Origin of the sequence: Delftia sp. WY8, from assembly GCF_018437695.1 — a bacterium.
In the GTDB taxonomy this organism is placed as follows: Bacteria; Pseudomonadota; Gammaproteobacteria; order Burkholderiales; family Burkholderiaceae_C; genus Comamonas; species Comamonas tsuruhatensis.
Genome location: NZ_CP049795.1, coordinates 4,910,721 through 4,933,453, shown reverse-complemented (window position 1 = coordinate 4,933,453; position 22,733 = coordinate 4,910,721). Strand labels below are relative to the sequence as shown.

The following is a 22,733-nucleotide window of genomic DNA, read 5'->3' as shown; positions in this document are numbered from 1 at the left end:
TGCATGGTGAACACCATCGCCTGCCTGCTGAGGCCGCCATGGAGATAATCGCCCGATGATCAAATTGTTTGTCGGCCTGGGCAATCCCGGGCCGGAGTATGAGGACACCCGCCACAACGCGGGTTTTTGGTGGATAGATGCGCTGGCGCGCGAACTCAAGGTCCACCTGGTGCCCGAGCGCAGCTACTTCGGCCTCATGGCCCGCGCCAGCGTGCGTGGCGAGAGTGTCTGGCTGCTCGAGCCGCAGACCTTCATGAACCTGTCCGGCAAATCGGTGGGCGCGCTGGCGCGCTTTTTCAAGATCCAGCCCGAGGAGGTCCTCGTGGTCCATGACGAACTGGACTTCGCCCCAGGCCAGGTCAAGCTCAAGCGCGGCGGCAGCCACGGCGGCCACAACGGCCTGCGCGATATCCATGCCCAGCTGGGCTCGGCCGACTACTGGCGGCTGCGCATCGGCATAGGCCACCCGGGGCACAAGGCCGAAGTCGCCAACTGGGTGCTCAAGAAGCCCGCGCCCGACCAGCGCCAGCTGATCGAGGACAGCATTGCCCATTCGCTCAAGGCCTGGCCCGAGCTGCAGGCGGGCGACATGGACAAGGCGACCTTGCTGATCCACACCACCAAGCCTCCACGCCCCAAGCCCGTGCGCTCGGCCACAGCCGAGAGCGACAAGGGCTGAGCGATCAGGAAGCGGCGGGAGCCTGGGATTGCAGACGCAGGTATTTCTGCATCAGCGTCTCGCGGTCTTCCACGTGGGCGGGATTCACGGGAATGCAGGCCACGGGGCAGATCTGCACGCACTGGGGTTCATCGAAATGCCCCACGCATTCCGTGCACTTGCTGTGCTCGATCTCGTAGTACTCCTCGCCCATGGAGATTGCATCGTTGGGGCACTCGGGTTCGCAGACATCGCAGTTGATGCATTCGTCGGTGATCATCAAAGCCATGGCAGGTCCCTCGCAAGCGCACGCCACGCTCCGGGCCGGGCAGGCCCTTGCACCCCGAACGGGCCTTGCAGCAAGGTGGCATCAGTCATTGCGCCATTATCCTGCCCCCTTCATACGCATGAAGGCTGCACGGGCAAGCATACGCGCCGGATCGGCACGGAGCGATGCACCTTCAAAGGCCGCTATGCTGCGCGCATGGGCCGTGCGCATTACCATTCGGGCCCGCCAAGAACCACCCACACACATTCCGCCGACGTGACAGCCCAACACCGTGCCAAGGCCGACTGCCCATGAGCGTCTTCCTGCTCAAGCGCCTGCTGATGCTGGCAGCCACGCTGCTGGGCGCCTCGGCCGTGGTGTTCGGCGTGCTGGAAGTGCTGCCCGGCAATGCGGCCCAGACGCTGATGGGGCCCGATGCCGCCCCCGAGGCCGTGCAGGCGCTGGCCGAGCAGCTGGGACTGGACCAGCCAGCCTGGCAGCGCTACCTGCAGTGGCTGCAGGGGCTGCTGCATGGCGACATGGGACTGAGCTACGCCTACAGCACACCGGTCAGCGATCTGGTGCTGGAGCGCCTGGCAGTGACCGCCCCGCTGGCCGTGATGGCCATGCTCATCACCACCGTGCTGGCCCTGGCAGCGGGCATCTATGCCGCCTCGCGCCACAACCGATGGGGCGACCTGGGCGTCATGGGCCTGGCGCAGATCGGCATTGCCATCCCCAATTTCTGGTTCGCCATCCTGCTGATCCTGGTGTTCTCGGTGAAGCTGCAATGGTTTTCCGCAGGCGGCTTTCCAGGCTGGAGCGAGGCCGATGGCGGCGGCGTCCTGCCCGCACTGCAGGCCCTGCTGCTGCCGGCGATCTCGCTGGCCGTGGTGCAGGCGGCCATCCTGGCGCGCATCACGCGCTCGGCCGTGCTGGAAGTGCTGCGCGAGGACTTCGTTCGCACGGCCCGCGCCAAGGGCCTGCCGCGCCGCGCCGTGCTCTGGGGCCACGTGCTGCGCAATGCCATGATTCCCGTGCTCACGGTCATGGGGCTGCAGTTTGCCCAGTTGCTGGCCGGCACCATCGTGGTGGAGAACGTGTTCTACCTGCCGGGCCTGGGCCGGCTGATCTTCCAGTCCATCGCCAACCGCGACCTCATCGTCGTGCGCAACTGCGTGCTGCTGCTGGCGGCCATGGTGGTGGTCATCAACTTCATCGTGGATGTGCTGTACGCAGCCATTGATCCACGCATCGAGGCCAGCGACATATGAGCCAGCCAGGCAACCCTGTTTCGCCGACCGCTGCGCCACCGGGCCATCGGCCCACGCGGGCGGTCACCCTCAGCAGGCCGGCCAGCCTGGGCCGGCGCATGCTGGGCCACCGCAGCTTCATGCTGGGTGCCATGCTGACCGCGCTGCTGCTGCTCACCGCGCTGCTGTCCTTGTGGTGGACGCCGGGCTCGGCCTACGACATGGACCTGGATGCCAAGCTGGCCGCACCCGGCAGCCTGCACTGGCTGGGCACCGATGCCTATGGGCGCGATGTGGCCTCGCTGCTGTTCCTGGGCGCGCGCAGTTCCATCCTGGTCGGCGTGATCGCCGTGGGCATCGGGCTGTCGATGGGCGTGGTGCTGGGACTGGTCGCCGCGGCCTGCCGGGGCTGGGTGGAAGAGGCCATCATGCGGCTGGCCGATTTCAGTTTCGCCTTTCCTGCGCTGCTATCGGCCATCATGCTCACGGCCGTGTTCGGCGCGGGCATCGTCAACGCCATCATTGCCATCGGCATCTTCAACATTCCCACCTTTGCGCGCATCACGCGGGCATCGGCCAAGGCGGTCTGGGCACGTGAATACGTGCTGGCTGCACGCGCCTGCGGCCATGGCCGCGCCAGCATCACCTGGCGCCATGTGCTGCCCAACATCCTGCCCGTGCTGGTGGTGCAGGCCACCATACAGTTCGCGCTGGCCATTCTGGCGGAGGCCGCCCTGTCCTATCTGGGCCTGGGCACGCAGCCGCCGCAGGCCTCCTGGGGCCGCATGCTCAGCGAGGCCCAGACCCTCATGTTCCAGGCGCCGCTGCTGGCCGTGTGGCCGGGCCTGGCCATTGCGCTGTCCGTGCTCGGGCTCAACCTGCTGGGCGACGGGCTGCGCGATCTGCTCGACCCGCGCCTGTCGCGCCAGCGCTGAGGAAGACACGCGCCATGCCCCTGCTCGAAGTCTCCGGCCTCACCATCACCTTGCAGACCCCGCGCGGCCGCGCGCGTGCCGTGCAGAACCTGGAATTCATCCTGGAGCGCGGCGCCACGCTGGGCCTGATCGGCGAGTCGGGCTGCGGCAAGTCGCTGACCGCCCTGGCGCTGATGGGCCTGCTGCCGGAGCATGCGCAGGTGGACGGCAGCATCCGGCTCAACGGCCAGGAGCTGCTGGACATGGACGAGCGCGCGCTGTGCCGCCTGCGCGGCAACCGCATGGCCATGGTGTTTCAGGAGCCCATGACGGCCCTCAACCCCGTGCACGGCATCGGCCGCCAGGTGGCCGAGCCGCTGCGCCACCACCAGCGCCTGGGCCGCCAGGCCGCGCGCGAGCGCGCAGTGGCCCTGTTGGAGCGCGTGGGCATTGCCCGCGCAGCCCAGCGCTTTGATGACTATCCGCACCAGTTCTCGGGCGGCCAGCGCCAGCGCATCACCATCGCCATGGCCCTGGCCTGCGGGCCCGACCTGCTGATCGCCGACGAACCTACCACGGCGCTGGACGTGACCGTGCAGCAGCAAATTCTCGATCTGCTGCAGGAACTGGTGGCCGAGCACTCCATGGCCTTGCTGCTGATCTCGCACGATCTGGGAGTGATCGCGCAAAACGTGGAGCAGCTGCAGGTGATGTACGGCGGCACCGTGGTCGAAAGCGGCATGACCGAGGCCATCTTCGCGCGCCGCGCCCATCCCTACACGCGCGGCCTGTTCGCCGCCAGGCCGCAGCTGGAGCCTTCGGGACCAGGCCACCAGCCGCCGGCGCGGTTGCCCACCATTGCCGGCACCGTGCCCGAGCTGGTGGACCTGCCAGCCGGATGCGCCTTCGCGGGCCGCTGCAGCTATACCGAGCCCACCTGCCACAGCGAGCGCCCGCGCGCCCTGGTGCTGGAGCGCCCGCAGCGGCCCACGCCCACCGCCCTGCAGGCCTGGGCACAGCCGCATGTGGTGCGCTGCCTGCGCTCCGAGGCCATTGCGCCGGGCATGCATACGCAGGGCCGCAGCACATGACGGAGCACGACCGCCAGGCACCGGCCGCTGCCGATCCGCCCCTGCTGCAGGTGACGGACCTGGCCCGCAGCTACCGGCTGCCACGCCGCTCGTTGTGGCGCGCGCCGGAGCAGGTGCATGCGCTGCGCGGCGTGGATTTCACGCTGACGGCGGGGCGCAGCCTGGGCGTGGTGGGCGAGTCGGGCTCCGGCAAGTCCACGCTGGCACGCCTGGTCATGGCGCTGGACACGCCCAGCGCCGGCAGCGTGCAGCTGCTGGGCCAGGATCTGCACCGGCTCGGCAACCAGGCCCTGCGCATGGCGCGCCGCGATTTCCAGATGGTGTTCCAGGACCCTTACGGTTCGCTGGACCCGCGCATGACGGTGGAACACATCGTCTGCGAGCCCCTGACCGCCCAGCCTGCACCGCCCGAGCGCGCAGCCCGGCGCGACCTGGCCCGCGCCACGCTGGAGCAGGTCGGGCTGCGCGTGCAGGACCTGGACAAGTACCCGCATGAATTCTCGGGCGGCCAGCGCCAGCGCATCGCCATTGCACGCGCCCTGGTCACGCGACCCCGCCTCATCGTGGCCGATGAGCCCGTGAGCGCCCTCGACGTCTCGGTGCAGGCCCAGGTACTGAACCTGCTGCGCGATCTGCAGCAGCAGCTGGGCCTGTCCTACCTGTTCATCAGCCACGACCTGGCCGTGGTCCAGCACCTGTGCGACGACGCCATCGTGCTGAGCGAAGGCCGCATCGTCGAGCGCGGGGCTCCGCAGCAACTGTTCCACGCCCCGCGGCATCCCTACACCCAGGCCCTGGTACGGGCCGTGCCACGCATCGCCCTGCAGCACCGAGCCTGAAAGCCGAAAGCTGACAACCACCGGAGCGGACCGGGCCCTCATGGCCACGCGCACGCGCGCGCTGGTGTAAAAACACTGCTGCAGGCCGCAGCCAGCGGCCCATGACCCATCTGCAAGAATTTCCGGAGACCTGTTCATGTTCAATCGCCGTTCCCTGCTGGCCAGCTCCGCTGCTGCCGGCCTGCCCCTGCTGATGCCCTGGCCTGCGCTGGCCCAGGGCCGCAAGGACAGTGTCACGCTGGCGATGACGCTGGAGCCGCCGGGGCTGGACCCCACGGCCGGCGCCGCATCGTCCATTGGCGAGATCGTGCTCTACAACCTGTTCGAGACGCTGACCAAGATCAATCCGGACGGCAGCGTCTCCCCGCTGCTGGCCGAAAGCTGGGAGGTCTCGCCCGACCTCAAGACCTACACCTTCCGCCTGCGCAAGGGTGTGAGTTTCCAGAACGGCGAGCCCTGCAACGCCCACAGCGTGAAGTACTCCTTCGACCGCGCGGGCGACGACAAGAGCACCAACAAGGACAAGCGCACCTTCGCCGCCCTGTCCACGCGCGTGGTGGATGACCACACGGTGGTCGTCACCAACAAGGACATCGACCCCGACTTCCTCTTCGTGCTGGGGCAGGCGACCTCCATCATCGTGGAGCCCAAGAGCGCTGCCACCAACGCCACGCGCCCCGTGGGCACGGGACCCTACCAGCTGGGCAACTGGAACAAGGGCGCCTCGGTCACGCTCACGGCCTGGCCCCGGTACCGCACGGCCCCCAGCCTGCGCATTCGCCGTGCCACCTTCCGCTTCATTTCCGACCCTGCAGCCCAGGTGGCCGCACTGCTGGCCGGCGATGTCGACGCCTTCCCGCGCGTCACGCCGCGCAGCGTGGCCCAGTTCAAGGCCAACGGGCGCTTCCAGGTCGTGGTCAGCGGCTCGCGGGCCAAGACCATCCTGGCCATGAACAACGCGCGCAAGCCCTTGAACGATGCGCGGGTGCGCCGCGCCATCGCCGCCGCCATCGACCGCAAGGCCGTCATCGACGGCGCGGGCGACGGCTACGGCCTGCCCATTGGCAGCTACTACGTGCCCACGGCCTTCGGCTACGTGGACACCACGGGCATCAACCCCTTCGACGTGGAAAAGGCCAAGGCGCTGCTGGCCGAGGCCGGCGTCAAGACGCCGCTGGAGCTGACCATGACCCTGCCGCCCACGCCCTACGCGCGCCAGGGCGGCGAGGTGATTGCCGCGCAGCTGGCCAAGATCGGCATCCGAGCCAAGCTGCAGAACGTCGAATGGGCACAGTGGCTGTCGGGCACCTACACGCTCAAGAACTACGACCTGACGCTGATCTCCCATGTCGAGCCCTTCGACCTGGGCAACTTCGCCAAGCCCGACTACTACTGGGGCTACCAGTCGTCCCAGTTCAACGAGCTGTACGACAAGATCAAGAACGCCTCGCGCCCCGCTGACCGCTCGCGCCTGCTGGGCGATGCGCAGCGCCTGCTGGCCCAGGATTGCGTGCACGCCTTCCTCTACACGCCGCAATGGGTCACCGTGGCCAACAAGAACCTGCGCGGACTGTGGAAGGACATGCCCGTCTTCGTCAACGATCTCTCCGCACTGTCCTGGGCCACCTGAACCGCGCACAGGCTGAGCCACAGGCGACAGGCGCGCCGGTGGCACCGGGCCACACTGCGCCAGATCTGCCGCAAGAACCGCCATCTTCGAGGAAGCCGCGATGACTGGAACGACACAGGCCCTGCACGACCTGCCCGCCCATGCGCTGCTGCGCGCCTACCGGGACCGCAGCCTCTCGCCCGTCGAGGTCATGCACGACCTGCTGGCCCATGTGCAGCGCTGGGAGCCGGCCCTGCACGCCACCTACCTGCTGCGCCCCGAGGCCGCCCTGGCCCGGGCCCGCGAGAGCGAGGCCCGCTGGCTGCGCGGCGAGCCGGCCGGCCTGCTCGACGGCGTTCCCGCCACGGTCAAGGACAACATCGCCACGCGCGGCGATCCCACGCCCGTGGGCACGGCCGCCATGCCGCAGGTCGCGGCCCCGCTGGATGCCCCACCCGCAGCGCGCCTGCGCGAGGCAGGCGCCATCCTTTTCGCCAAGACCACCATGCCGGACTACGGCATGCTGTCGTCCGGCCTGTCCTCGCTGCACGGCAACACCTTCAATCCCTGGGATCCGGACAAGACGCCGGGCGGCTCCAGCGCCGGTGCGGGCGCCGCTGCGGCGGCCGGCTACGGGCCGCTGCACGTGGGCACGGACATCGGCGGCTCCATCCGCCTGCCGGCGGGCTGGTGCGGCATCTTCGGCCTCAAGCCCAGCCTGGGCCGCGTGCCCATCGACCCGCCCTACACTGGCCGCTGCGCAGGTCCCATGACCCGCAGCGTGGCCGACGCCGCGCTGATGATGCAGGTGCTGTCCCTGCCCGATGCACGCGACAGCATGGGCCTGCCGCACCAGGAGATTGCATGGCACAGCTTCGACATGGACCCTGCCCAGGTGCGCGGCCTGCGCATAGGCCTGCTGCTGGATGCCGGCTGCGGCCTGCCCCTGCAGCCCCGCGTGCGCGCCGTGGTGGAGCAGGCTGCGGCCTGGCTGGAATCGGCCGGCGCGCACATCGAGCGCATCGAGCCCTGGCTCACCCGCGACATGCTCGACGGCCTCGACCATTTCTGGCGCATGCGATCACATGTGGAAATGCAGTCGCTGACGGACGCGCAGCGCCGCGTGATCCTGCCCTTCATCCGCGAATGGGCCGACAGTGCCGCGCCACTGACATCCACGCAGCTGTTCGTGGCCAGCCAGCAGTCGCACCTTCTGCGCACGGCCACGGTGCGGGCCACGGCGGCCTACGACTACGTGCTGTCCCCCGTGGCGCCGATCACGGCCTTCCCGGCCCACCTGCCCAGCCCCACCAACGACCCGCTGCGGCCGCTGGAGCACATTGCCTTTACCGTGCCCTACAACATGTCCGAACAGCCCGCCGCATCCGTGCCCTGCGGGCATGACGGGCAGCTGCCCATAGGCGTGCAGATCGCAGGCCGCCGGTTCGACGACCTGGGCGTGCTCCGGCTCAGCCGGGTGCTGGAGCAGTTGCGCCCACCCCAGCCCGCCTGGCCACAGCCCGTTCAGTCGGGCCAGGACCGGGCGCAGACTGCATCGGCTACTCCAGCCTGATTCCCGCCTCCTTCACGATGCGCGCCCAGCGCGGCATGTCGCGCGCCATGACGGAGGCCAATTCCTCGGGCGTGCCGCCCACCGGGCGCAGGCCCATGGAGGCCAGGCGGCCGCTGAGTTCGGGCGTGGCCACGATGCGCCGCACCTCCGCCGAGAGCCGGTCCACGATGGGCCGGGGCGTTCCCGCCGCCACGAAGGTGGCGAACCAGCCATTGGCCTCGAAGCCGGCCAGGCCCAGCTCGGCAAACGTGGGCACCTCGGGCAGCGCCGGGTGGCGCTGCATGCCGGTGATGGCCAGGATGCGGATCTTGTCCGACTTCAGGTGCGCATTGGCCGAGGACACATCGATGAAGCCCGACGACAGCTGCCCGCCCAGCACGTCGTTGACCAGCGGCGCCGCGCCCTTGTAGGGAATCAGCGCCAAGTCCAGCCCGGCCCGGGCGCGCAGCAGCTCGCCATGCATGTGCGAGGAGGTGCCGTTGCCGTAGTTGCCGTTGCTGTACTTGCCCGGATGGGCCTTGACCAGGGCGATGAACTCCTGCAGCGTCGTGGCCGGCACGTCGCGCGGCACCACGAACAGGTCCGAGGACAGGGCCACCTGCGATACGGGGGCAAAGTCCTTGAGCACGTCATAGGGCATCCTGGCGTACAGCGCAGGCGACTGGATCATGGCCGTGATCCCCAGCAGCAGCGTGTAGCCGTCTGGCGGCGACTTGGCCACCACGTCGCCGCCGATGATGCCGCTGGAGCCCGGCCGGTTCTCCACCACCACGGGCTGGCCCCAGGCCTGGCTCAGTTGCTGGGCAATGATGCGCCCGATGATGTCGGTGCCGCCGCCTGCCGGGTAGGGAATCACCATGCGCAGCGGCTTGGACGGGTAGGCACCGCCTGCCGGCTGTGCAAAGGCGATCGGCGATGCCGTTCCCAGGGCGGCACCCAGTGAGGCGCTGGCAGCGCATGCCAGCGCCGCCCGCAGGCAGCCGCGTCGGCTCGATTCCATGGCTTGTCTCCTTGTCCTTCGGTGCTCCGCCCTCGTTGGCGGGGCGGTGTGCCCTGCCGCAGTGGCAGGGTCCATGGACAGTGTGGCCACCAGGCCTTCAGCCACCAATCGCCGATCGTCTCAAAATGATTGGCAAAAAAGATCAGCGGCCGCGATGCTGGGCCTGCCGGTAGGCGCCCGGCGGCAGGCCGGTCCAGCCCTTGAAGGCGCGGTGGAAGGTGCTGGCCTCGGCAAACCCCACGCGCGCGGCGATATCGGCCAGCGTCAGCTCCGGCCGGTTCAGCAGCTCGATGGCCGCGTCGCGGCGCAGGTCGTCCTTGAGGGATTGGAAACCCAGGCCTTCGTCGCGCAGGCGGCGGCGCAGCGTCTGCGGCGTCATGGACAGCGCGGCGCCCACCTGCTCCAGCGAAGGCAGCTCGCCCGCCAGATCGCGGCGCAGCAGGCGGCGGATGCGCTCGCCCAGGCGCGTGCGGTCGCGGTAGCGGATGACCAGGCCCATGGCCGCCTGGTCCAGGAATTCGGCCAGGCTCTCAGGGGTCTGCACCACGGGCAGCTCCAGCCAGCGCGCATCGAACTCCAGCCCCGTGAAGTCGCGGTCGCGCTGCAGCGGCGCCAGGAACAGGCGCTGCGCCTCCGTGCCATACGGCATGCTGGCGCCGGCCGGCGCGCACACGCCCGTCAGCTCTATCCTGCGCGACACCAGCCACGACATGACGCCATAGCCCAGAAAGCAGAAGGACCGCTCGGCATAGGCCAGCGGCGCATCGCGCTCGCGCAGCGACACCATGGCGATGCGGGCCACGCCGTCCACGACCTGCAGCCGGGGCGCGAAGTCGCGCAGCACCAGGCGGTAGAAACGCAGCCCGGCCTGCAATGCCTCGCCCAGCGTGCGGCAGGGCAGCATGGTGCGGCAGGCCTGGGCAAAACTGCCCACGGGCAGCGGATGGCGGCACAGGCCCCACAGCTCGTCGCGGCAGACGCGGCGCAGCACGCGGATCAGCGCCGCGTACTGCGCCTGGGTCACGCGCGACAGCGGCGCATCCAGCAGAGCAGGCGCAATGCCGGCGCGGCGCAGGATGGCTGGCACATCCATGCCATTGCGCTGCACGCCCTGCACGATCTGCAGGACCTGGACGATGGCAATGGTGTGGGCCGTGGTCTGTGGCATGGGTTGGATGAGGACGCCGCTGCTCATGGCGCCAAGGGGCGTGAGCGAAAAAGCATGGAGGGACTGTGCCACGGCCCCGCACTAGTGTGAACAGGCCCTAGCGCTGCACCAGCGCCAGCCGCACCGCCATGCCCAGGAACACCAGCCCGGCCACGCGGTTGAGCCAGTTCTGCGCACGCACGGATCGCTGCAGCAGCACGCCGAACCAGCCCGAGCAGCATGCGATGGCACCGAACACCAGCAGCGCCGCCAGCATGAACACGCAGCCCAGCACCATCACCTGCGTGGCCACGCCGCCGCGCGCGGGGTCCGCGAACTGCGGCAGAAAGGCCAGGAAGAAGATCAGCACCTTGGGGTTGGTGAGGTTCATCACCACGCCACGCCCCACCCAGCGCAGCGCCCGTGCGGGGGTCAGCGGGTCGGCTGCGCCGGCCTGCGGCATCTCGCCCGGCCGGGCCACGGCGCGCAGCACACCCCAGGCCAGCCAGGCCAGGTAGGCGGCGCCGCACAGCTTGATGGCGGTGAACAGCAGGGGCGACGCAGCCACCAGCGCCGCCAAACCCAGCGCAACCGCCGCCGTATGCACCACCAGCCCCAGGCACAGGCCCAGTACCACGCACAGGCCCACGCGCCAGCCGCGCTGGGCCGATTGCATGAGCACGAACAGGTTGTCAGGCCCCGGGCTCAGGCCCAGCAGCACGGCCACGCCGAAAAAGGCCAGCAAGGTTTCAAAGGTGGGCATCGCTTGTCTCTTCCCGATTCGAGTATTTCAGTGCGGCGCAGATCAGGCCTGGGCCGTGACGATCCAGCCTTCCAGCGGGTCCAGGTCGTGCGGCAACCCGTAGAGCGCATCGCCCTGCGCATGGCGGGCCGCAGCCCAGGCGGCCTGCAGCATGCAGATTGCGGCGTCCAGCCGGTCTCCGCTGCCGTCCGCCAGCAACTGGTTGCGGGTTTCTTCGGCGTCGATACGCAGGCGCAACGCCAGCGGGTTGTCGCCGCGCTCCAGCGCCGCCAGCAATTGCACGCGCGCCTGATGGCGTTCGGGCGTTTGCCGTGCGGGTTCGTCGCTTTTGTAGCTGAGGCGGCCGATCACGGCGCGCGCCAGCATGCCCGGGTAGGCTTCCAGCGCCACGCGGCGCGCATCGCCTTTGCCGGGAGGCTGCAGGCCCGGCAGGTGCACGCCGGCCGCGCGCAGCAAGGGCAGCCCGGCATGCAGCATGTAGGCCACGGGCGGGTTCACCCATTTCATGGAAGGGCTGGCACCGGCAGGCCCGTCCGTGGCCCGGTGCGCGAACTTTCCGCCTGCGGGCCGCGCCGCGCAAAAGGCCTTGAACTGCTCGCGTATGGCCTGGCGCGTGAGGCCGGCGTAGTGGTCCATGCAGGCCGCCCATTCCGTGGGCCAGCACAGCTGCTCCACCAGTTCGCGCGGCAGGGCAAAAGGCAGGTCGAAACCGCCCACCCAGGCTGACTGCGCCGAATCGGCAGGCCGGGCCAGCCAGGCGGCCCAGGCGTCCAGCGAGGCGAACTCCAGCAAATCCTGCAGGACCACCGTGTCCCCAGCCAGCAGGCGGCCCAGGGCCATGGTGATGGGCTTGCGCGCCGTAGGTCGGCTGCTGAAATCGCAGCCCAGTACCCGCATTGCCGCCATGGTGCTCAGCCCAGGCCCAGCGCCGTCACACCGACGGCAATGCACACGGCGCCCGCAATGCGTGCCAGGCGATCGCCTTCGCGCAGCATGTGCCCGCCGATCAGCGCCGCGAACAGCATGGAGACTTCGCGCGCAGGCGCCACGTGCGACATGGGCGCATCCTGCATGGCGTAGAGCACCAGCACGTAGGCGATGGGGCTGATCAGCGCCACCAGGGCCGCGAAGCGCCACTGCGCGCGCCACAGATGCCGGGCCGTGGGCAGGTCGCGCAGCACCACGGGCGCCAGCAGGAACACGCGCACGAAGTTGCCCATGTAGTCGATGAGGATGGGCGACATCAGCAGCAGCTTCACGCCATAGCCGTCCACCACGGTGTAGCTGGCGATGAAGGCGCCCGTCAGCAGGCCGTACCACAGGCCCATCCTGAGCCGTTCGCGGGCTTCGGGATCATGGCGCGCGCGCAGCAGGCCGGGGCCTCCCGCGATCAGGAAGACGCCGACCACCACGCCGGCAATGCCCAGCACGCCCAACGAGGAAATCCGCTCACCCAGAAAGAGGATGGCCACCATGGACGACAGCAGCGGCCCCGAGCCGCGCGCCAGCGGATAGACCACGGTGAGGTCCGCGCTGCGGTAGCCGCGCAGCAAGGTCACGTAGTAGGCCACGTGCAGCAGGCCGCTGGCCAGCACCACCAGCCATTCGTTGCGGCCCCATGTGGGCACCACATCGCGCCCCACCCACCAGCCCAGCGGCGCCCAGATCACCATCATGATGACCGAGGTGAAGAAGGCAAAGCGCGAATCACCGCCCGCCTTCTTGGCCACGATGTTCCAGCCGGCATGGATGAGGCCAGCAATGATGATCAGGGCAAAGGCTTGCAGCGACATGGGCAGGTCCGGGGAAAGCGGGGCGTGGCGCGGGAAAGAAAAAAGGCCGCGCACTGCGCAGCCTGGGGTGTTGTGTGAGGCGTCCGGGGACGCCACCCCGGGGATTTACTTGCGGCTGGACACCAGCGAGAGGAACTCGCGGCGCAGTTCCGGGTTGGTGAGGAAGGCGCCGCGCATGACGGAGTTCAGCATCTTGCTGTCCATCTCGCGCACACCGCGCCAGGACATGCAAAAGTGCGAAGCCTCCATGACCACGGCCAGGCCGTCGGGGCGGGTCTTGTCGAGGATCAGGTCGGCCAGCTGGATGATGGCCTCTTCCTGGATCTGGGGACGGCCCATGATCCAGTCCACCAGCCGCGCGTACTTCGACAGGCCGATGACATTGGTGTTCTTGTTGGGCAGCACGCCGATCCAGATCTTGCCGATCACCGGGCACAGATGGTGGCTGCAGGCGCTGCGCACCGTGATCGGGCCGACGATCATCAGCTCGTTGAGGTGCTCGGCGTTGGGGAATTCGGTGATGGCGGGCTGCGCCACATAGCGGCCCCGGAACACCTCGTTGACATACATCTTGGCCACGCGGCGCGCCGTGGCGCGCGTGTTGTGGTCGTGCGTGGTGTCGATGACCATGCTGTCGAGCACGCCCTGCATCTTTTCCTGGACTTCGTCGAGCAGTTGCTCGAGTTCACCGGGCTCGATGAATTCGGAGATGTTGTCGTTCGCATGAAAGCGCTTTTGCGCCTGCTTCAGTCGTTCGCGGATCTTGACCGAGACGGGGGTGCCCTCGGCCTGGCTGTCTTGTTTCATGTCGACGAGTTCTCTGAACATGGCTGGCATGGTAACAGCGAAACCCGCAGCATGGCACGCAAGGGATTTTCCACCCAAACGCAGGTTCTGCCCGCCCCGAAAGCTATCAATTCAATAGCAAAAGAGTGGCGTGTGTCAGAGCGGCCAGGGCTAGAGGCGGAATTCCGCAATCAGCGGCAGATGGTCCGACATGCGCCACCAGATGCGCCCCTTGGGCACATGCAGGCCCAGCGGCGTGAGGCCGCGCACATAGACGTGGTCCAGCTGGGCCAGCGGCAGGCGCGAGGGATAGGTGGGCACGCTGGGCAATTCGTCGTACTCGTACAGGCCGAAACCGCCCAGCATGCGCTTGATCTGGCCACCCCAGTCGTTGAAGTCGCCAGCCACCACCACGGGCGCGCCGGGCGGCACCTCTCGCTCGATGAAGCGCTTGAGCTGGGAGACCTGGCGCACGCGGCTGCCGGGGATCAGCCCCAGGTGCACCACGATGGTGTGCACGCGCCGGTTCTGCACTTCCACCTCCACATGCAGCAGGCCACGCTGCTCGAAGCGGTGGTCGGAGATGTCCTCGTGCTGGTGGCCCACCACGGGCCAGCGGGTCAGCAGCGCGTTGCCGTGCTCGCCGTGGCGGGTGTAGGCGTTGGTGCGGTAGACGGCTTCATAGCCCAGGGGAGCCAGATACTCCGCCTGCGATACCTGGGGCCAGCGCTCGAAGTACGCGGCCTCCTTGTGGTTCATCTTGCGCACTTCCTGCAGGCAGACGATGTCGGCATCGAGCTGCTCCACGGCGTGGCCCAGGTTGTGGATTTCAAGGCGGCGCGCGGGACCCATGCCCTGCACGCCCTTGTGGATGTTGTAGGTCGCGACGCGCAGTATCGACGGGCCGGGGTCCACCTGATGGGAATTCGCGTTTTCAGTCATGGCGGTTCGGGAACGCAGGCGAGGGGTTCAGTCCGGCTTCGTTGGGGAAAAACGTGGAAGCAGCAAGATGGCCTCCGCATTGGACGGTGAATAGCAGCGCTGGGCAGCCTCACGCCAATGATGCCAAGCAGATGCGGTATGTTCCCTCGGATTCAAGAACACAGGGGTGTAGGACGGAATCCGCAGCCCGAAAACCCTCTCGCGGTTGTGCCATACACCGGGCGCATAGCGGTGCTGCCAGGCAGGGTAGATGGTGTAGATGTTCTCCAGCGCCCAGTCCTGCAGCAGGCAGCCGGGCGCCTCGGCATCAATGCCGGTTTCTTCCCGCACCTCGCGCACCGCGGTCTCGCGCCAGGACTCGCCCTCATGGTCCTTGCTGCCCGTCACCGACTGCCAGAACTCCCCGCCCTCAGGCGCCGCAGCGGTGCGGCGCATCAGCAGCACCTGGCCGTCATCACGGTAGATGACGACCAGCACCGACTCGGGGATCTTGTGGCCGGCCATGGCTGGCCTCAGCTCCTGCCCTGCCCGGCCTTGGTGGCCACCGGCGGTGGCAGCTCCTTGGCCTGCAGCGCGCGCACCTGGAAGACCAGCTGGTTGTGCGCATCCAGAAAGGCAGCGGCGATGACCTTGCCCTCGTTGGTATTGCTCCAGCCCGCGCCCGCAGCGCCCAGGCGGCCCAGCACCATGCCGCCCACGCCCAGATCGGTGGTGCGGGCTGCGCCCGTGGCAGCGGCCACCTGCTCGGTGGTTTCGTTGTCCGACAGCAGCAGCGCGGTCTGCGCCTCCTTGAACTTGACCTGCTCGACCAGGCCGGCCAGCCCTGCAATGTCTCGCAGCACCGGGATCATGGCGACCACGCCGGCCAGCCCGCGGCCCGCGTCCTGCTCGCTGAAGGTCAGGCTGGGCGTCAGCGTGTACTGGGCCTCGTAGCCCCGGCCCTTGCGCACCGTGGAGTTCTCGCGCAGCACGCCGGCATTCTTCAGGTCCTGCTCCTGCACCGTGCCGCGCAGGCCCGCTCCCCGGTCCACCACGCGAAAGCACCCGCTTTGCTGGGCCAGCAGCTTGACCAGCGGAACGGGCGAGGCCGGCAGCTGATAGCCCGAGCCCATGACGTAGCCGTTGGGATTCTCGGCCAGGGCCAGCGTGGCCACGGGCGCATCGCAGCGCACGAGTTCGCGCGACCCGTTGTTCGCCCCCAGCGGCCCGGCAGAGCCCGTGATCTCCGAACCGCCCTGCCCCAGCTCGGTCTTCTTCTCGCCGCAACCGGACAGGCCCAGCCCTGCCGACACCGCCAACGCCAGCGCCACCGATGCAATGCCTTGAAAACGCATGAAAGCTCTCCGCAAAAAGAAAAACGGCAGAAGCTGCGCCAGCTCCTGCCGTTCCTGTCAAGCCGTGAAGCCTGCTCCTCAGCCCTGCGTGGCCGCCAGCGGATTGCGCAGGCGGATGTGCAGCTCGCGCAGCTGCTTTTCGTCCACGGGCGAAGGTGCCTGCGTCAGTAGGTCCTGGGCGCGCTGGGTCTTGGGGAAGGCGATCACGTCGCGGATGGAGTCGGCGCCCGTCATCAGCGTGATCAGGCGGTCCAGGCCGAAGGCCAGGCCGCCGTGCGGGGGGGCGCCGTACTGCAGCGCGTCCAGCAGGTAGCCGAACTTGGCGCGTGCGTCTTCGGGCGATATCTTGAGCGCGTCAAACACCTTGCTCTGCACGTCGGCGCGGTGGATACGCACCGAGCCGCCGCCCAGCTCCCAGCCGTTCAGGACCATGTCGTAGGCCTTGGCCAGGCAGTTGCCCGGATCGGTGACCATGAGTTCCTCGTGGCCGTCCTTGGGCGAGGTGAACGGGTGGTGCACGGCCGCCCAGCGGTCGTTTTCCTCGTCGTGCTCGAACATGGGGAAGTCCACCACCCACAGCGGCGCCCAGCGGTCCTCGAACAGGCCGTTGGCCTTGCCGAAATCGCTGTGGCCCACCTTCAGGCGCAGCGCGCCGATGGAGTCGTTGACGATCTTTTCCTTGTCGGCGCCGAAGAAGATGAGGTCGCCGTCCTGTGCACCCGTGCGCTTGAGGATTTCGGCAAGGGCCGCGTCATGCAGGTTCTTGACGATGGGCGACTGCAGGCCATCGCGGCCCTTGGCCACTTCGTTGACCTTGATCCAGGCCAGGCCCTTGGCGCCGTAGATCTTGACGAATTCGGTGTACTGGTCGATCTCGCCGCGCGAGATCTGCGAGCCGCCGGGCACGCGCAGTGCCACCACGCGGCCGCCCTTGGTCGTGGCGGGCGTGGAGAACACCTTGAAGTCCACGTCCTTCATGACTTCGGTCAGTTCGGTGAACTCGAGCTTGACGCGCAGGTCGGGCTTGTCCGAGCCGAAGCGGAAGGCCGCTTCCTGGTACGTCATCATCGGGAACTCGCCCAGATCCACGTTCAGCTGGGTCTTGAAGACCTCGGTGATCATGCGCTGGAAGATGGCGCGGATTTCCTCTTCGCCCAGGAACGAGGTCTCGCAGTCGATCTGCGTGAACTCGGGCTGGCGGTCGGCGCGCAGGTCTTCGTCGCGGAAGCACTTGGTGATCTGGTAGTAGCGGTCGTAGCCGGCCACCATCAGCATCTGCTTGTACAGCTGGGGCGACTGCGGAAGGGCGAAGAACTCGCCGTCGTGCACGCGGCTGGGCACCAGGTAGTCGCGCGCGCCTTCGGGCGTGCTCTTGCCCAGCATGGGCGTTTCGATATCGATGAAGCCTTCCTTGTCCAGGAAGTTGCGCACCTGGATGGCCGTGCGGTAGCGCAGCATCATGTTGCGCTGCATGTAGGGGCGGCGCAGGTCCAGCACGCGGTTGGTCAGGCGCACGGTCTCGGACAGGTTCTCGTCGTCCAGCTGGAACGGCGGGGTGACCGAGGCGTTGAGCACGTTCAGCTCATGGCACAGCACTTCGATCTGGCCGCTCTTGAGCTTGTCGTTGGTCGTGCCTTCGGGACGTGCGCGCACCAGGCCCTTGACCTGCACGCAGAACTCGTTGCGCAGGCCTTCGGCGGTCTTGAACATCTCGGCGCGATCGGGATCGCAGACCACCTGCACATAGCCTTCGCGGTCGCGCAGGTCGATGAAGATCACACCGCCATGGTCGCGGCGACGGTTCACCCAGCCGCACAGGGTAACGGTTTCGCCCATCAGGGCTTCGGTCACGAGACCGCAGTAGTGGGAGCGCATGGCCATGATGAAAAGCTTCCTGCGCCCGGCAAGGGCGCGACAGTTTGTTATTTGGGTTCCGCGGGCACTGCGAGATCCGGTGGAGTCACCACGCCCATGGAAACAATGTACTTGAGCGCGGCATCCACGCTCATTTCCAGTTCGATGCAATCGCTCTTGCGAACGATGACGAAATAGCCGCCCGTAGGGTTGGGCGTGGTCGGCACGAAGACGCTCAGGTATTCGTCGCGCAGGTAGGCGGCAACCTCCCCGCTGGGCGAGCCGGTGACGAAGGCCACGGTCCAGACGCCTTCACGAGGCCACTGCACCAGCACGGCGGTGCGAAACGCATTGCCGCTGTCCGAGAACACGGTATCGGATACCTGCTTGACGCTGGAATAGATGGAGCGCACCACAGGAATGCGGCTGACCACCGCATCGCCCCAGGACACGAGCTTGCGGCCGATGAAGTTGCTGGCCGCCGCACCGACCACGAGCAGGATCAGCAGCGTCAGCACGACACCGAAGCCGGGGATATGGAAGCCCAGCAACCGATCCGGATGCCAGGCCTCGGGCAGGATGGTCAGCGTCTGGTCGAGCGTGCCGATGATCCAGTTGAGCACGCCCAGCGTGATCACCAGCGGAACGATCACCAGCAGGCCGGCGAACAGCCATTTGCGCAGAGCGGACATGAAATGCAAGCCTTGATCAATGGGCCGTTGCAGGCGCGGAGGCAGATGCAGGGGCCGCAGCGGGCGCGGACGCAGTTGCCGCTGGTGCGGCAGAAGTATCCGAGGCAGGAGCATCGGCTGCGGGAGCCGGTGCGGCGGCGCTCTTGCCACCGCTGTTCTTGAAGTCGGTCGCATACCAGCCCGAGCCCTTGAGCTGGAAGCCGGCAGCTGTCAGCTGCTTGGAGAAGGTCTCGGCCCCGCAGGCCGGACAGGTCGTCAGCGGGGCATCCGAGATTTTCCGCAGCACGTCCTTGGCATGACCGCAGGAGCCACACTTGTATGCATAAATAGGCATGGCGCTAATGCTAATACGAGGGAAGATGCAAAACTTTCGATTATAGGCATCCGTCCGATACTGCGGCTGTCTCAAGCCCAATGGCCCAGGCGGGGCAGGCCACAAGGCGCGCGTACAGGGCCGGCAACTGGTGGCCTCCAATGAGAAATGCCAGTCGCGGAGACTGGCATTCCATCAGGCCCGACCGCCCCCGCTGCCGGGGGCTTGCCGCATCCGTGCTCAGCGCCGTACCCGGCCTCGCTGCGTTCCCAGGCCCGCCAGCATGACGGCCAGGCCCATCAGCACCAGGGCAGGCACCCCGGTGGCGGGGACCGGCTCCGGCGCCAACGCGGCAGCAACCACCAACTCCTGGTCACGCGAATTGTTGGCCGGCTCCGGGTCCGTGGTTCCACTGACCGCCGTCACGGTGGCTGTGAGGCTGCCCTGCGTGGTGGGCGTGAAGCTCACCGTGCAGGCAATGCTTGCGCCAGAGGCCAGCGGCGTGCCTGTCGGCACCGCAGGCGTGCATGAGGTGCTGGCATCTGCCGGCAGCCCTGCGATGGAACAATTGGCAAAGGCCGCCGCATTGGGGCCGGCATTCGTGCAGACGAAAGAGCCCTTCACGGGAACACCCACGTTGGCGGTGGCCGGCAGCGTGACGCTGGTGGCCTGCATGTCGGCCCGCTCCACGGGATTGAAGGGGTGTGCCTTGGTGTTGTTGGCCGGCACCGGATCCACGGTGCTGCTGCTCGCCGTCACCAAGGCCGCGATGGTGCCCGTTGTGGTGGGCGTGAACTGCACCGTGCAGGCAATGCTGCCGCCCGATGCCAATGGCGAGGCCGTGGGAACGCTGGGTGTGCAGGACGTGGTCGCCCCGGCGGGCAGGCCGGAGATCACGCACGAGGCCGCCGTGGCCTCACTGGGGCCGGCATTGGTGCAGCTGAAGCTGCCGGACACCGGCGCGCCCACCGTCATGGTCAGGGGAAGCGTGATGGAGGTGGCCTGCATGTCGGCCGCTGGCGCAACCGCCAGCACAGCCAGTGTGGCCGGCTGGTTCAGGCCAATAAGACTGAGGTTGGAAGGACCGTTGGTGAAGCTACCTGTCGCGGTCGGACGCACGTCGAGGCTCACCTCGCAAAAGGCGGCGCCCTGGGCCAGGTCTCCGTTGGACACGGTCACGGTACTGCCACCTGCTGCTGCCTGCACGTTCGTGCCGGGGCAGGTGGTGCTGGCATTGCCCTCGACAACCAGTCCTGCAGGCAGGTTGTCGGTAAACGACCAGCCTTGCTTGCGCAGCAGATCGGTCGTATTGGTGATGGTCATGGTCAGCCGGGAGACCTGGCCGAGTTGGATGCTAGCAGGCGAGAAGGCCTTGTCCAGTTGCGGCGTGACATCGATGATCTGCGCGTTGTCGATCGACGAATCGTTGCCCATGGAGCCGGTCTGGTCGTTGTGCAGAACAAACCCGACAGAGGTCCCGCTGAAGAGCAGTGCTCCCGGAGAAGTCACCGTCTGGGCCACAGCGGTCTGGGTGCCGGCAATACCGATAGGTGTTGTATTGAATGACTGTCCACCCACGCATGGATTGATCGCGGTCGTGGAGATGGGCAGCTCCGTACCAGCGTCATTGATCAGGGAAAAACGCAGCAGCGGGGCGACAAATCCCGACGAGCAGAAGGTCGCCACCACATCGGTACGGGCCGTGAGGAATCTGCTGCTGGCACTTTGTGCAATATTGGTGGCGGTGCGAAAGGCAATTGCGCCAGCAGGAAAGGTCCCATTCGCTGTAAGCATTGCCATGACGTGATTGTTGCGTGCAGCCGCCGCACTCTGGCCCTGATAGCGCCCGGCGACCTCGGCCATCTGCTGCAGGTTGTTCCAATTGCCATGGTCCGAGCAGGCCGCAATCATCACCGTCGAACCTGGAGCCTGGCTGAAGGACGTCACTATGCCATTGCACTGGTTGGCGCTCATCTGGTAGAGCGAGTCGGCGGTATACATCTGCCCCGCAGGGGCCGCGCCCTTGTAGGCCAGCAGATCCCGCCCCTCCGTGTCGATGGGGGGTGTCTGCAAGTTTTCGAAATCCTCGCTCCAGACAATGACCGGCGCGACCGGGATCCTCGGTGCAGCCATTGCCACCTGGCCGCACAGGGCTGGCACAAGCAAGGCGCCTCCAAGCCCTCCCCATCGCAATCGGACGCCGGCAGCAGTCCGCAGCCTCAGCCGGCAAGTCTTCGCAATCAGTTCCAGTGTTCTCATGACAGTGCTTCCTCCCAAGCGTTTGATTTCGGAGGTCCGCCGTACTGTCAGGATCTGTGCTTCATACCGCACATGTCAGCATCTTGGGACCTCCATGATCCCAAGCGCCAACTTTATAGAAAATAACTATCGATAATTGTGATCAATTGTTTTCCAGGTCACATTCAGGCATGCGTTTACCTTTCGGGCCTGAACTCAAGAATGTCTGCGCTGCGATTGGCCAGCCACTGGGGTGCCAGTGACCCGGCCAACATCCCCGTCACAGCCGCCAGCAGTCCCGCCAATTGCTGCGGAAATGCCTCGTGCAAAGCCGGCGTGGCCATGAAGACCACCCACACGCCAATGCCCAGTGCCACGGCGCAAATGGCGCCCTGCGTGGTGGCGCGCTTCCAGTACAGCCCGAAGACCAGCGGTACGAAGGCACCGACCAGCGGCACCTGGTAGGCGCTGGAGACCAACTCATAGATGGGCGTTCCTTCCATCTTGATCGAGTAGGCCAGCACGCAGATGCTGAAGACGAGCACGCTGATGCGCATGGCCAGCAGCATTTCCCGGTCGCTGGCCTGGGTGCGGAACTGGCGCCAGATGTTCTCGGTGAAGGTCACGCTGGGTGCCAGCAACGTGGCCGAGGCACAGGACTTGATGGCCGACAGCAGCGCGCCGAAGAACAGCACCTGCATGACGAAGGGCATCTTGTCCATGACCAGGGTGGGCAGCACCTTCTGCGGGTCCTGCCCGAGCAGTTCCGCCGCCTCCTGCGGCATGATGATCAGCGCGCTGGTCACCAGGAACATGGGCACGAAGGCAAAGAAGATATAGGCCGTGCCGCCGATGACGGTACCGCGCGTGGCGGCCTTTTCGCTGTTGGCCGACATCACGCGCTGGAACACGTCCTGCTGGGGGATGGAGCCCAGCATCATGGTGATGGCCGCGCCAAAGAAGAAGAGGATGTCATGCCAGCTGGGTTCGGGCCAGAACTGGAACAGGTCGCGGCTCACGGCCAGGTCGATGACCTTGTCGGCACCACCGGCCATGTCGCCCGCAAACCAGGCCAGTACCACGAGTCCGACCACGAGGATGATCATCTGCAGGAAATCGGTCACGGCCACCGACCACATGCCGCCGAACAGCGTGTAGGCCAGGATGGACACCACGCCGATGGCCATGCCCACGGGAATGCTGACCGTGCCGCCCGACAGCAGGTTGAAAACCAGGCCCAGCGCCGTGACCTGGGCCGAGACCCAGCCCAGATAGCTGAGCATGATGATCAGCGAGCAGACGATCTCGATGGAGCGCCCATAGCGGTGGCGGTAGTAGTCGCTGATGGTCAGCAGCGTCATGCGGTAGAGCTTGCCCGCGAAGAACAGGCCCACCAGGATCAGGCACATGCCCGCGCCGAACGGGTCCTCGACCACGCCGCGCAGGCCGCCCTCGATGAACTTGGCGGGCACGCCCAGCACGATCTCCGAGCCGAACCACGTGGCAAACGTGGTGGTGATGATCATGTACATGGGCAGATGGCGCCCGGCAATTGCAAAGTCGGCCGTGTTCTTGACCCGCCTGGCCGCCCACAGGCCAATGGCTATGGTCACGAACAGGTAGGCGATCACCATTGAGAGCAGCACGCTGGCACTCCTGATTCAAA

The 22,733-nt window shown here is 67.1% G+C and carries 22 protein-coding genes; 7 read left to right on the top strand and 15 right to left on the bottom strand.

The genetic code is table 11. From position 1 onward, the window contains the following. The first annotated feature begins 55 nt into the window (after nucleotides 1-55). Nucleotides 56-679 (top strand): aminoacyl-tRNA hydrolase, encoded by a 624-nt coding sequence (pth, locus tag G4D77_RS22695; RefSeq protein ID WP_154833632.1) that lies wholly within the window; start codon nucleotides 56-58, stop codon nucleotides 677-679. Nucleotides 680-683: 4 nt separating this feature from the next. On the opposite strand, the gene G4D77_RS22690 is transcribed toward pth, so the two are convergent. Further along, on the bottom strand, nucleotides 684-947 hold the full coding sequence (locus G4D77_RS22690) for a YfhL family 4Fe-4S dicluster ferredoxin (RefSeq protein ID WP_016445695.1): 264 nt from the start codon (nucleotides 945-947) through the stop codon (nucleotides 684-686). 290 nt (nucleotides 948-1,237) lie between these two features. On the opposite strand from G4D77_RS22690, the gene G4D77_RS22685 reads away from it, so the two are divergent. The 6 genes from G4D77_RS22685 to G4D77_RS22660 all read left to right on the top strand — a co-directional run bounded on the left by G4D77_RS22685 (nucleotide 1,238) and on the right by G4D77_RS22660 (nucleotide 8,205). After that, the gene (locus tag G4D77_RS22685) at nucleotides 1,238-2,200 is read left to right on the top strand and encodes an ABC transporter permease (RefSeq protein WP_016445694.1); all 963 of its coding nucleotides are present in this window, start codon (nucleotides 1,238-1,240) and stop codon (nucleotides 2,198-2,200) included. Next, nucleotides 2,197-3,114, top strand: coding sequence for an ABC transporter permease (locus tag G4D77_RS22680; protein ID WP_016445693.1), 918 nt, complete (start codon nucleotides 2,197-2,199; stop codon nucleotides 3,112-3,114). The genes G4D77_RS22685 and G4D77_RS22680 overlap by 4 nt, the downstream gene beginning before the upstream one ends. Before the next feature lie 14 nt (nucleotides 3,115-3,128). Next, nucleotides 3,129-4,184 carry an ABC transporter ATP-binding protein gene (locus G4D77_RS22675; RefSeq protein WP_074921104.1) on the top strand — a complete coding sequence of 352 codons (1,056 nt, stop codon included), beginning with the start codon at nucleotides 3,129-3,131 and terminating at the stop codon, nucleotides 4,182-4,184. Next, nucleotides 4,181-5,023 carry an ATP-binding cassette domain-containing protein gene (locus G4D77_RS22670; RefSeq protein ID WP_154833631.1) on the top strand — a complete coding sequence of 281 codons (843 nt, stop codon included), beginning with the start codon at nucleotides 4,181-4,183 and terminating at the stop codon, nucleotides 5,021-5,023. The genes G4D77_RS22675 and G4D77_RS22670 overlap by 4 nt, the downstream gene beginning before the upstream one ends. A gap of 136 nt (nucleotides 5,024-5,159) precedes the next feature. After that, a complete protein-coding gene (locus G4D77_RS22665; protein WP_154833630.1) occupies nucleotides 5,160-6,653 on the top strand; it encodes an ABC transporter substrate-binding protein in 1,494 nt (497 codons plus the stop codon). A 100-nt stretch (nucleotides 6,654-6,753) separates the two neighbouring features. After that, the gene (locus G4D77_RS22660; RefSeq protein ID WP_154833629.1) at nucleotides 6,754-8,205 is read left to right on the top strand and encodes an amidase; all 1,452 of its coding nucleotides are present in this window, start codon (nucleotides 6,754-6,756) and stop codon (nucleotides 8,203-8,205) included. Here the strand turns inward: G4D77_RS22660 and G4D77_RS22655 are convergent. The 14 genes from G4D77_RS22655 to G4D77_RS22590 all read right to left on the bottom strand — a co-directional run bounded on the left by G4D77_RS22655 (nucleotide 8,192) and on the right by G4D77_RS22590 (nucleotide 22,713). Next, complete coding sequence (locus G4D77_RS22655; protein ID WP_016445688.1) at nucleotides 8,192-9,205, bottom strand: Bug family tripartite tricarboxylate transporter substrate binding protein; 1,014 nt, start codon at nucleotides 9,203-9,205, stop codon at nucleotides 8,192-8,194. The two genes, G4D77_RS22660 and G4D77_RS22655, sit on opposite strands and share 14 nt — an antisense overlap. A 142-nt stretch (nucleotides 9,206-9,347) precedes the next feature. Continuing rightward, nucleotides 9,348-10,373 carry an AraC family transcriptional regulator gene (locus tag G4D77_RS22650; protein WP_026062612.1) on the bottom strand — a complete coding sequence of 342 codons (1,026 nt, stop codon included), beginning with the start codon at nucleotides 10,371-10,373 and terminating at the stop codon, nucleotides 9,348-9,350. A gap of 97 nt (nucleotides 10,374-10,470) precedes the next feature. After that, nucleotides 10,471-11,115, bottom strand: a complete 645-nt coding sequence (locus G4D77_RS22645) for a LysE family translocator (RefSeq protein WP_154833628.1) — start codon at nucleotides 11,113-11,115, stop codon at nucleotides 10,471-10,473. Between the two features lie 42 nt (nucleotides 11,116-11,157). Continuing rightward, on the bottom strand, nucleotides 11,158-12,012 hold the full coding sequence (locus G4D77_RS22640) for a DUF429 domain-containing protein (RefSeq protein ID WP_034347629.1): 855 nt from the start codon (nucleotides 12,010-12,012) through the stop codon (nucleotides 11,158-11,160). Between the two features lie 14 nt (nucleotides 12,013-12,026). After that, the gene (locus G4D77_RS22635; RefSeq protein WP_016451038.1) at nucleotides 12,027-12,908 is read right to left on the bottom strand and encodes an EamA family transporter; all 882 of its coding nucleotides are present in this window, start codon (nucleotides 12,906-12,908) and stop codon (nucleotides 12,027-12,029) included. 105 nt (nucleotides 12,909-13,013) lie between these two features. Beyond that, nucleotides 13,014-13,736: a GTP cyclohydrolase I gene (gene folE, locus G4D77_RS22630; RefSeq protein ID WP_016445683.1), complete on the bottom strand. Its 723-nt coding sequence runs from the start codon at nucleotides 13,734-13,736 to the stop codon at nucleotides 13,014-13,016. A gap of 129 nt (nucleotides 13,737-13,865) precedes the next feature. Further along, the gene (locus G4D77_RS22625; RefSeq protein ID WP_016445682.1) at nucleotides 13,866-14,636 is read right to left on the bottom strand and encodes an endonuclease/exonuclease/phosphatase family protein; all 771 of its coding nucleotides are present in this window, start codon (nucleotides 14,634-14,636) and stop codon (nucleotides 13,866-13,868) included. Between the two features lie 27 nt (nucleotides 14,637-14,663). Beyond that, nucleotides 14,664-15,140, bottom strand: a complete 477-nt coding sequence (gene nudB / locus G4D77_RS22620) for a dihydroneopterin triphosphate diphosphatase (protein ID WP_017406295.1) — start codon at nucleotides 15,138-15,140, stop codon at nucleotides 14,664-14,666. An 8-nt stretch (nucleotides 15,141-15,148) separates the two neighbouring features. After that, nucleotides 15,149-15,970: a CsgG/HfaB family protein gene (locus tag G4D77_RS22615; protein ID WP_046241038.1), complete on the bottom strand. Its 822-nt coding sequence runs from the start codon at nucleotides 15,968-15,970 to the stop codon at nucleotides 15,149-15,151. A 78-nt stretch (nucleotides 15,971-16,048) separates the two neighbouring features. Then, complete coding sequence (gene aspS, locus G4D77_RS22610) at nucleotides 16,049-17,851, bottom strand: aspartate--tRNA ligase (protein WP_016445679.1); 1,803 nt, start codon at nucleotides 17,849-17,851, stop codon at nucleotides 16,049-16,051. Nucleotides 17,852-17,892: 41 nt separating this feature from the next. Further along, on the bottom strand, nucleotides 17,893-18,516 hold the full coding sequence (locus tag G4D77_RS22605) for a DUF502 domain-containing protein (RefSeq protein WP_016445678.1): 624 nt from the start codon (nucleotides 18,514-18,516) through the stop codon (nucleotides 17,893-17,895). A gap of 16 nt (nucleotides 18,517-18,532) precedes the next feature. Next, nucleotides 18,533-18,850: an FmdB family zinc ribbon protein gene (locus G4D77_RS22600; RefSeq protein WP_016445677.1), complete on the bottom strand. Its 318-nt coding sequence runs from the start codon at nucleotides 18,848-18,850 to the stop codon at nucleotides 18,533-18,535. A gap of 219 nt (nucleotides 18,851-19,069) precedes the next feature. Next, on the bottom strand, nucleotides 19,070-21,088 hold the full coding sequence (locus tag G4D77_RS22595; RefSeq protein ID WP_213757740.1) for a DUF7933 domain-containing protein: 2,019 nt from the start codon (nucleotides 21,086-21,088) through the stop codon (nucleotides 19,070-19,072). A gap of 176 nt (nucleotides 21,089-21,264) precedes the next feature. After that, a complete protein-coding gene (locus tag G4D77_RS22590; RefSeq protein ID WP_016445675.1) occupies nucleotides 21,265-22,713 on the bottom strand; it encodes a high affinity choline transporter 1 in 1,449 nt (482 codons plus the stop codon). Nucleotides 22,714-22,733: the final 20 nt, after the last annotated feature.

Bases quoted from the DNA above. Each gene is read 5' to 3' on its own strand.
- pth (WP_154833632.1), top strand. From the start codon at position 56: ATGATCAAATTGTTTGTCGGCCTGGGCAATCCCGGGCCGGAGTATGAG.
- G4D77_RS22690 (WP_016445695.1), bottom strand. From the start codon at position 947: ATGGCTTTGATGATCACCGACGAATGCATCAACTGCGATGTCTGCGAA.
- G4D77_RS22685 (WP_016445694.1), top strand. From the start codon at position 1,238: ATGAGCGTCTTCCTGCTCAAGCGCCTGCTGATGCTGGCAGCCACGCTG.
- G4D77_RS22680 (WP_016445693.1), top strand. From the start codon at position 2,197: ATGAGCCAGCCAGGCAACCCTGTTTCGCCGACCGCTGCGCCACCGGGC.
- G4D77_RS22675 (WP_074921104.1), top strand. From the start codon at position 3,129: ATGCCCCTGCTCGAAGTCTCCGGCCTCACCATCACCTTGCAGACCCCG.
- G4D77_RS22670 (WP_154833631.1), top strand. From the start codon at position 4,181: ATGACGGAGCACGACCGCCAGGCACCGGCCGCTGCCGATCCGCCCCTG.
- G4D77_RS22665 (WP_154833630.1), top strand. From the start codon at position 5,160: ATGTTCAATCGCCGTTCCCTGCTGGCCAGCTCCGCTGCTGCCGGCCTG.
- G4D77_RS22660 (WP_154833629.1), top strand. From the start codon at position 6,754: ATGACTGGAACGACACAGGCCCTGCACGACCTGCCCGCCCATGCGCTG.
- G4D77_RS22655 (WP_016445688.1), bottom strand. From the start codon at position 9,205: ATGGAATCGAGCCGACGCGGCTGCCTGCGGGCGGCGCTGGCATGCGCT.
- G4D77_RS22650 (WP_026062612.1), bottom strand. From the start codon at position 10,373: ATGCCACAGACCACGGCCCACACCATTGCCATCGTCCAGGTCCTGCAG.
- G4D77_RS22645 (WP_154833628.1), bottom strand. From the start codon at position 11,115: ATGCCCACCTTTGAAACCTTGCTGGCCTTTTTCGGCGTGGCCGTGCTG.
- G4D77_RS22640 (WP_034347629.1), bottom strand. From the start codon at position 12,012: ATGCGGGTACTGGGCTGCGATTTCAGCAGCCGACCTACGGCGCGCAAG.
- G4D77_RS22635 (WP_016451038.1), bottom strand. From the start codon at position 12,908: ATGTCGCTGCAAGCCTTTGCCCTGATCATCATTGCTGGCCTCATCCAT.
- folE (WP_016445683.1), bottom strand. From the start codon at position 13,736: ATGTTCAGAGAACTCGTCGACATGAAACAAGACAGCCAGGCCGAGGGC.
- G4D77_RS22625 (WP_016445682.1), bottom strand. From the start codon at position 14,636: ATGACTGAAAACGCGAATTCCCATCAGGTGGACCCCGGCCCGTCGATA.
- nudB (WP_017406295.1), bottom strand. From the start codon at position 15,140: ATGGCCGGCCACAAGATCCCCGAGTCGGTGCTGGTCGTCATCTACCGT.
- G4D77_RS22615 (WP_046241038.1), bottom strand. From the start codon at position 15,970: ATGCGTTTTCAAGGCATTGCATCGGTGGCGCTGGCGTTGGCGGTGTCG.
- aspS (WP_016445679.1), bottom strand. From the start codon at position 17,851: ATGGCCATGCGCTCCCACTACTGCGGTCTCGTGACCGAAGCCCTGATG.
- G4D77_RS22605 (WP_016445678.1), bottom strand. From the start codon at position 18,516: ATGTCCGCTCTGCGCAAATGGCTGTTCGCCGGCCTGCTGGTGATCGTT.
- G4D77_RS22600 (WP_016445677.1), bottom strand. From the start codon at position 18,850: ATGCCTATTTATGCATACAAGTGTGGCTCCTGCGGTCATGCCAAGGAC.
- G4D77_RS22595 (WP_213757740.1), bottom strand. From the start codon at position 21,088: ATGAGAACACTGGAACTGATTGCGAAGACTTGCCGGCTGAGGCTGCGG.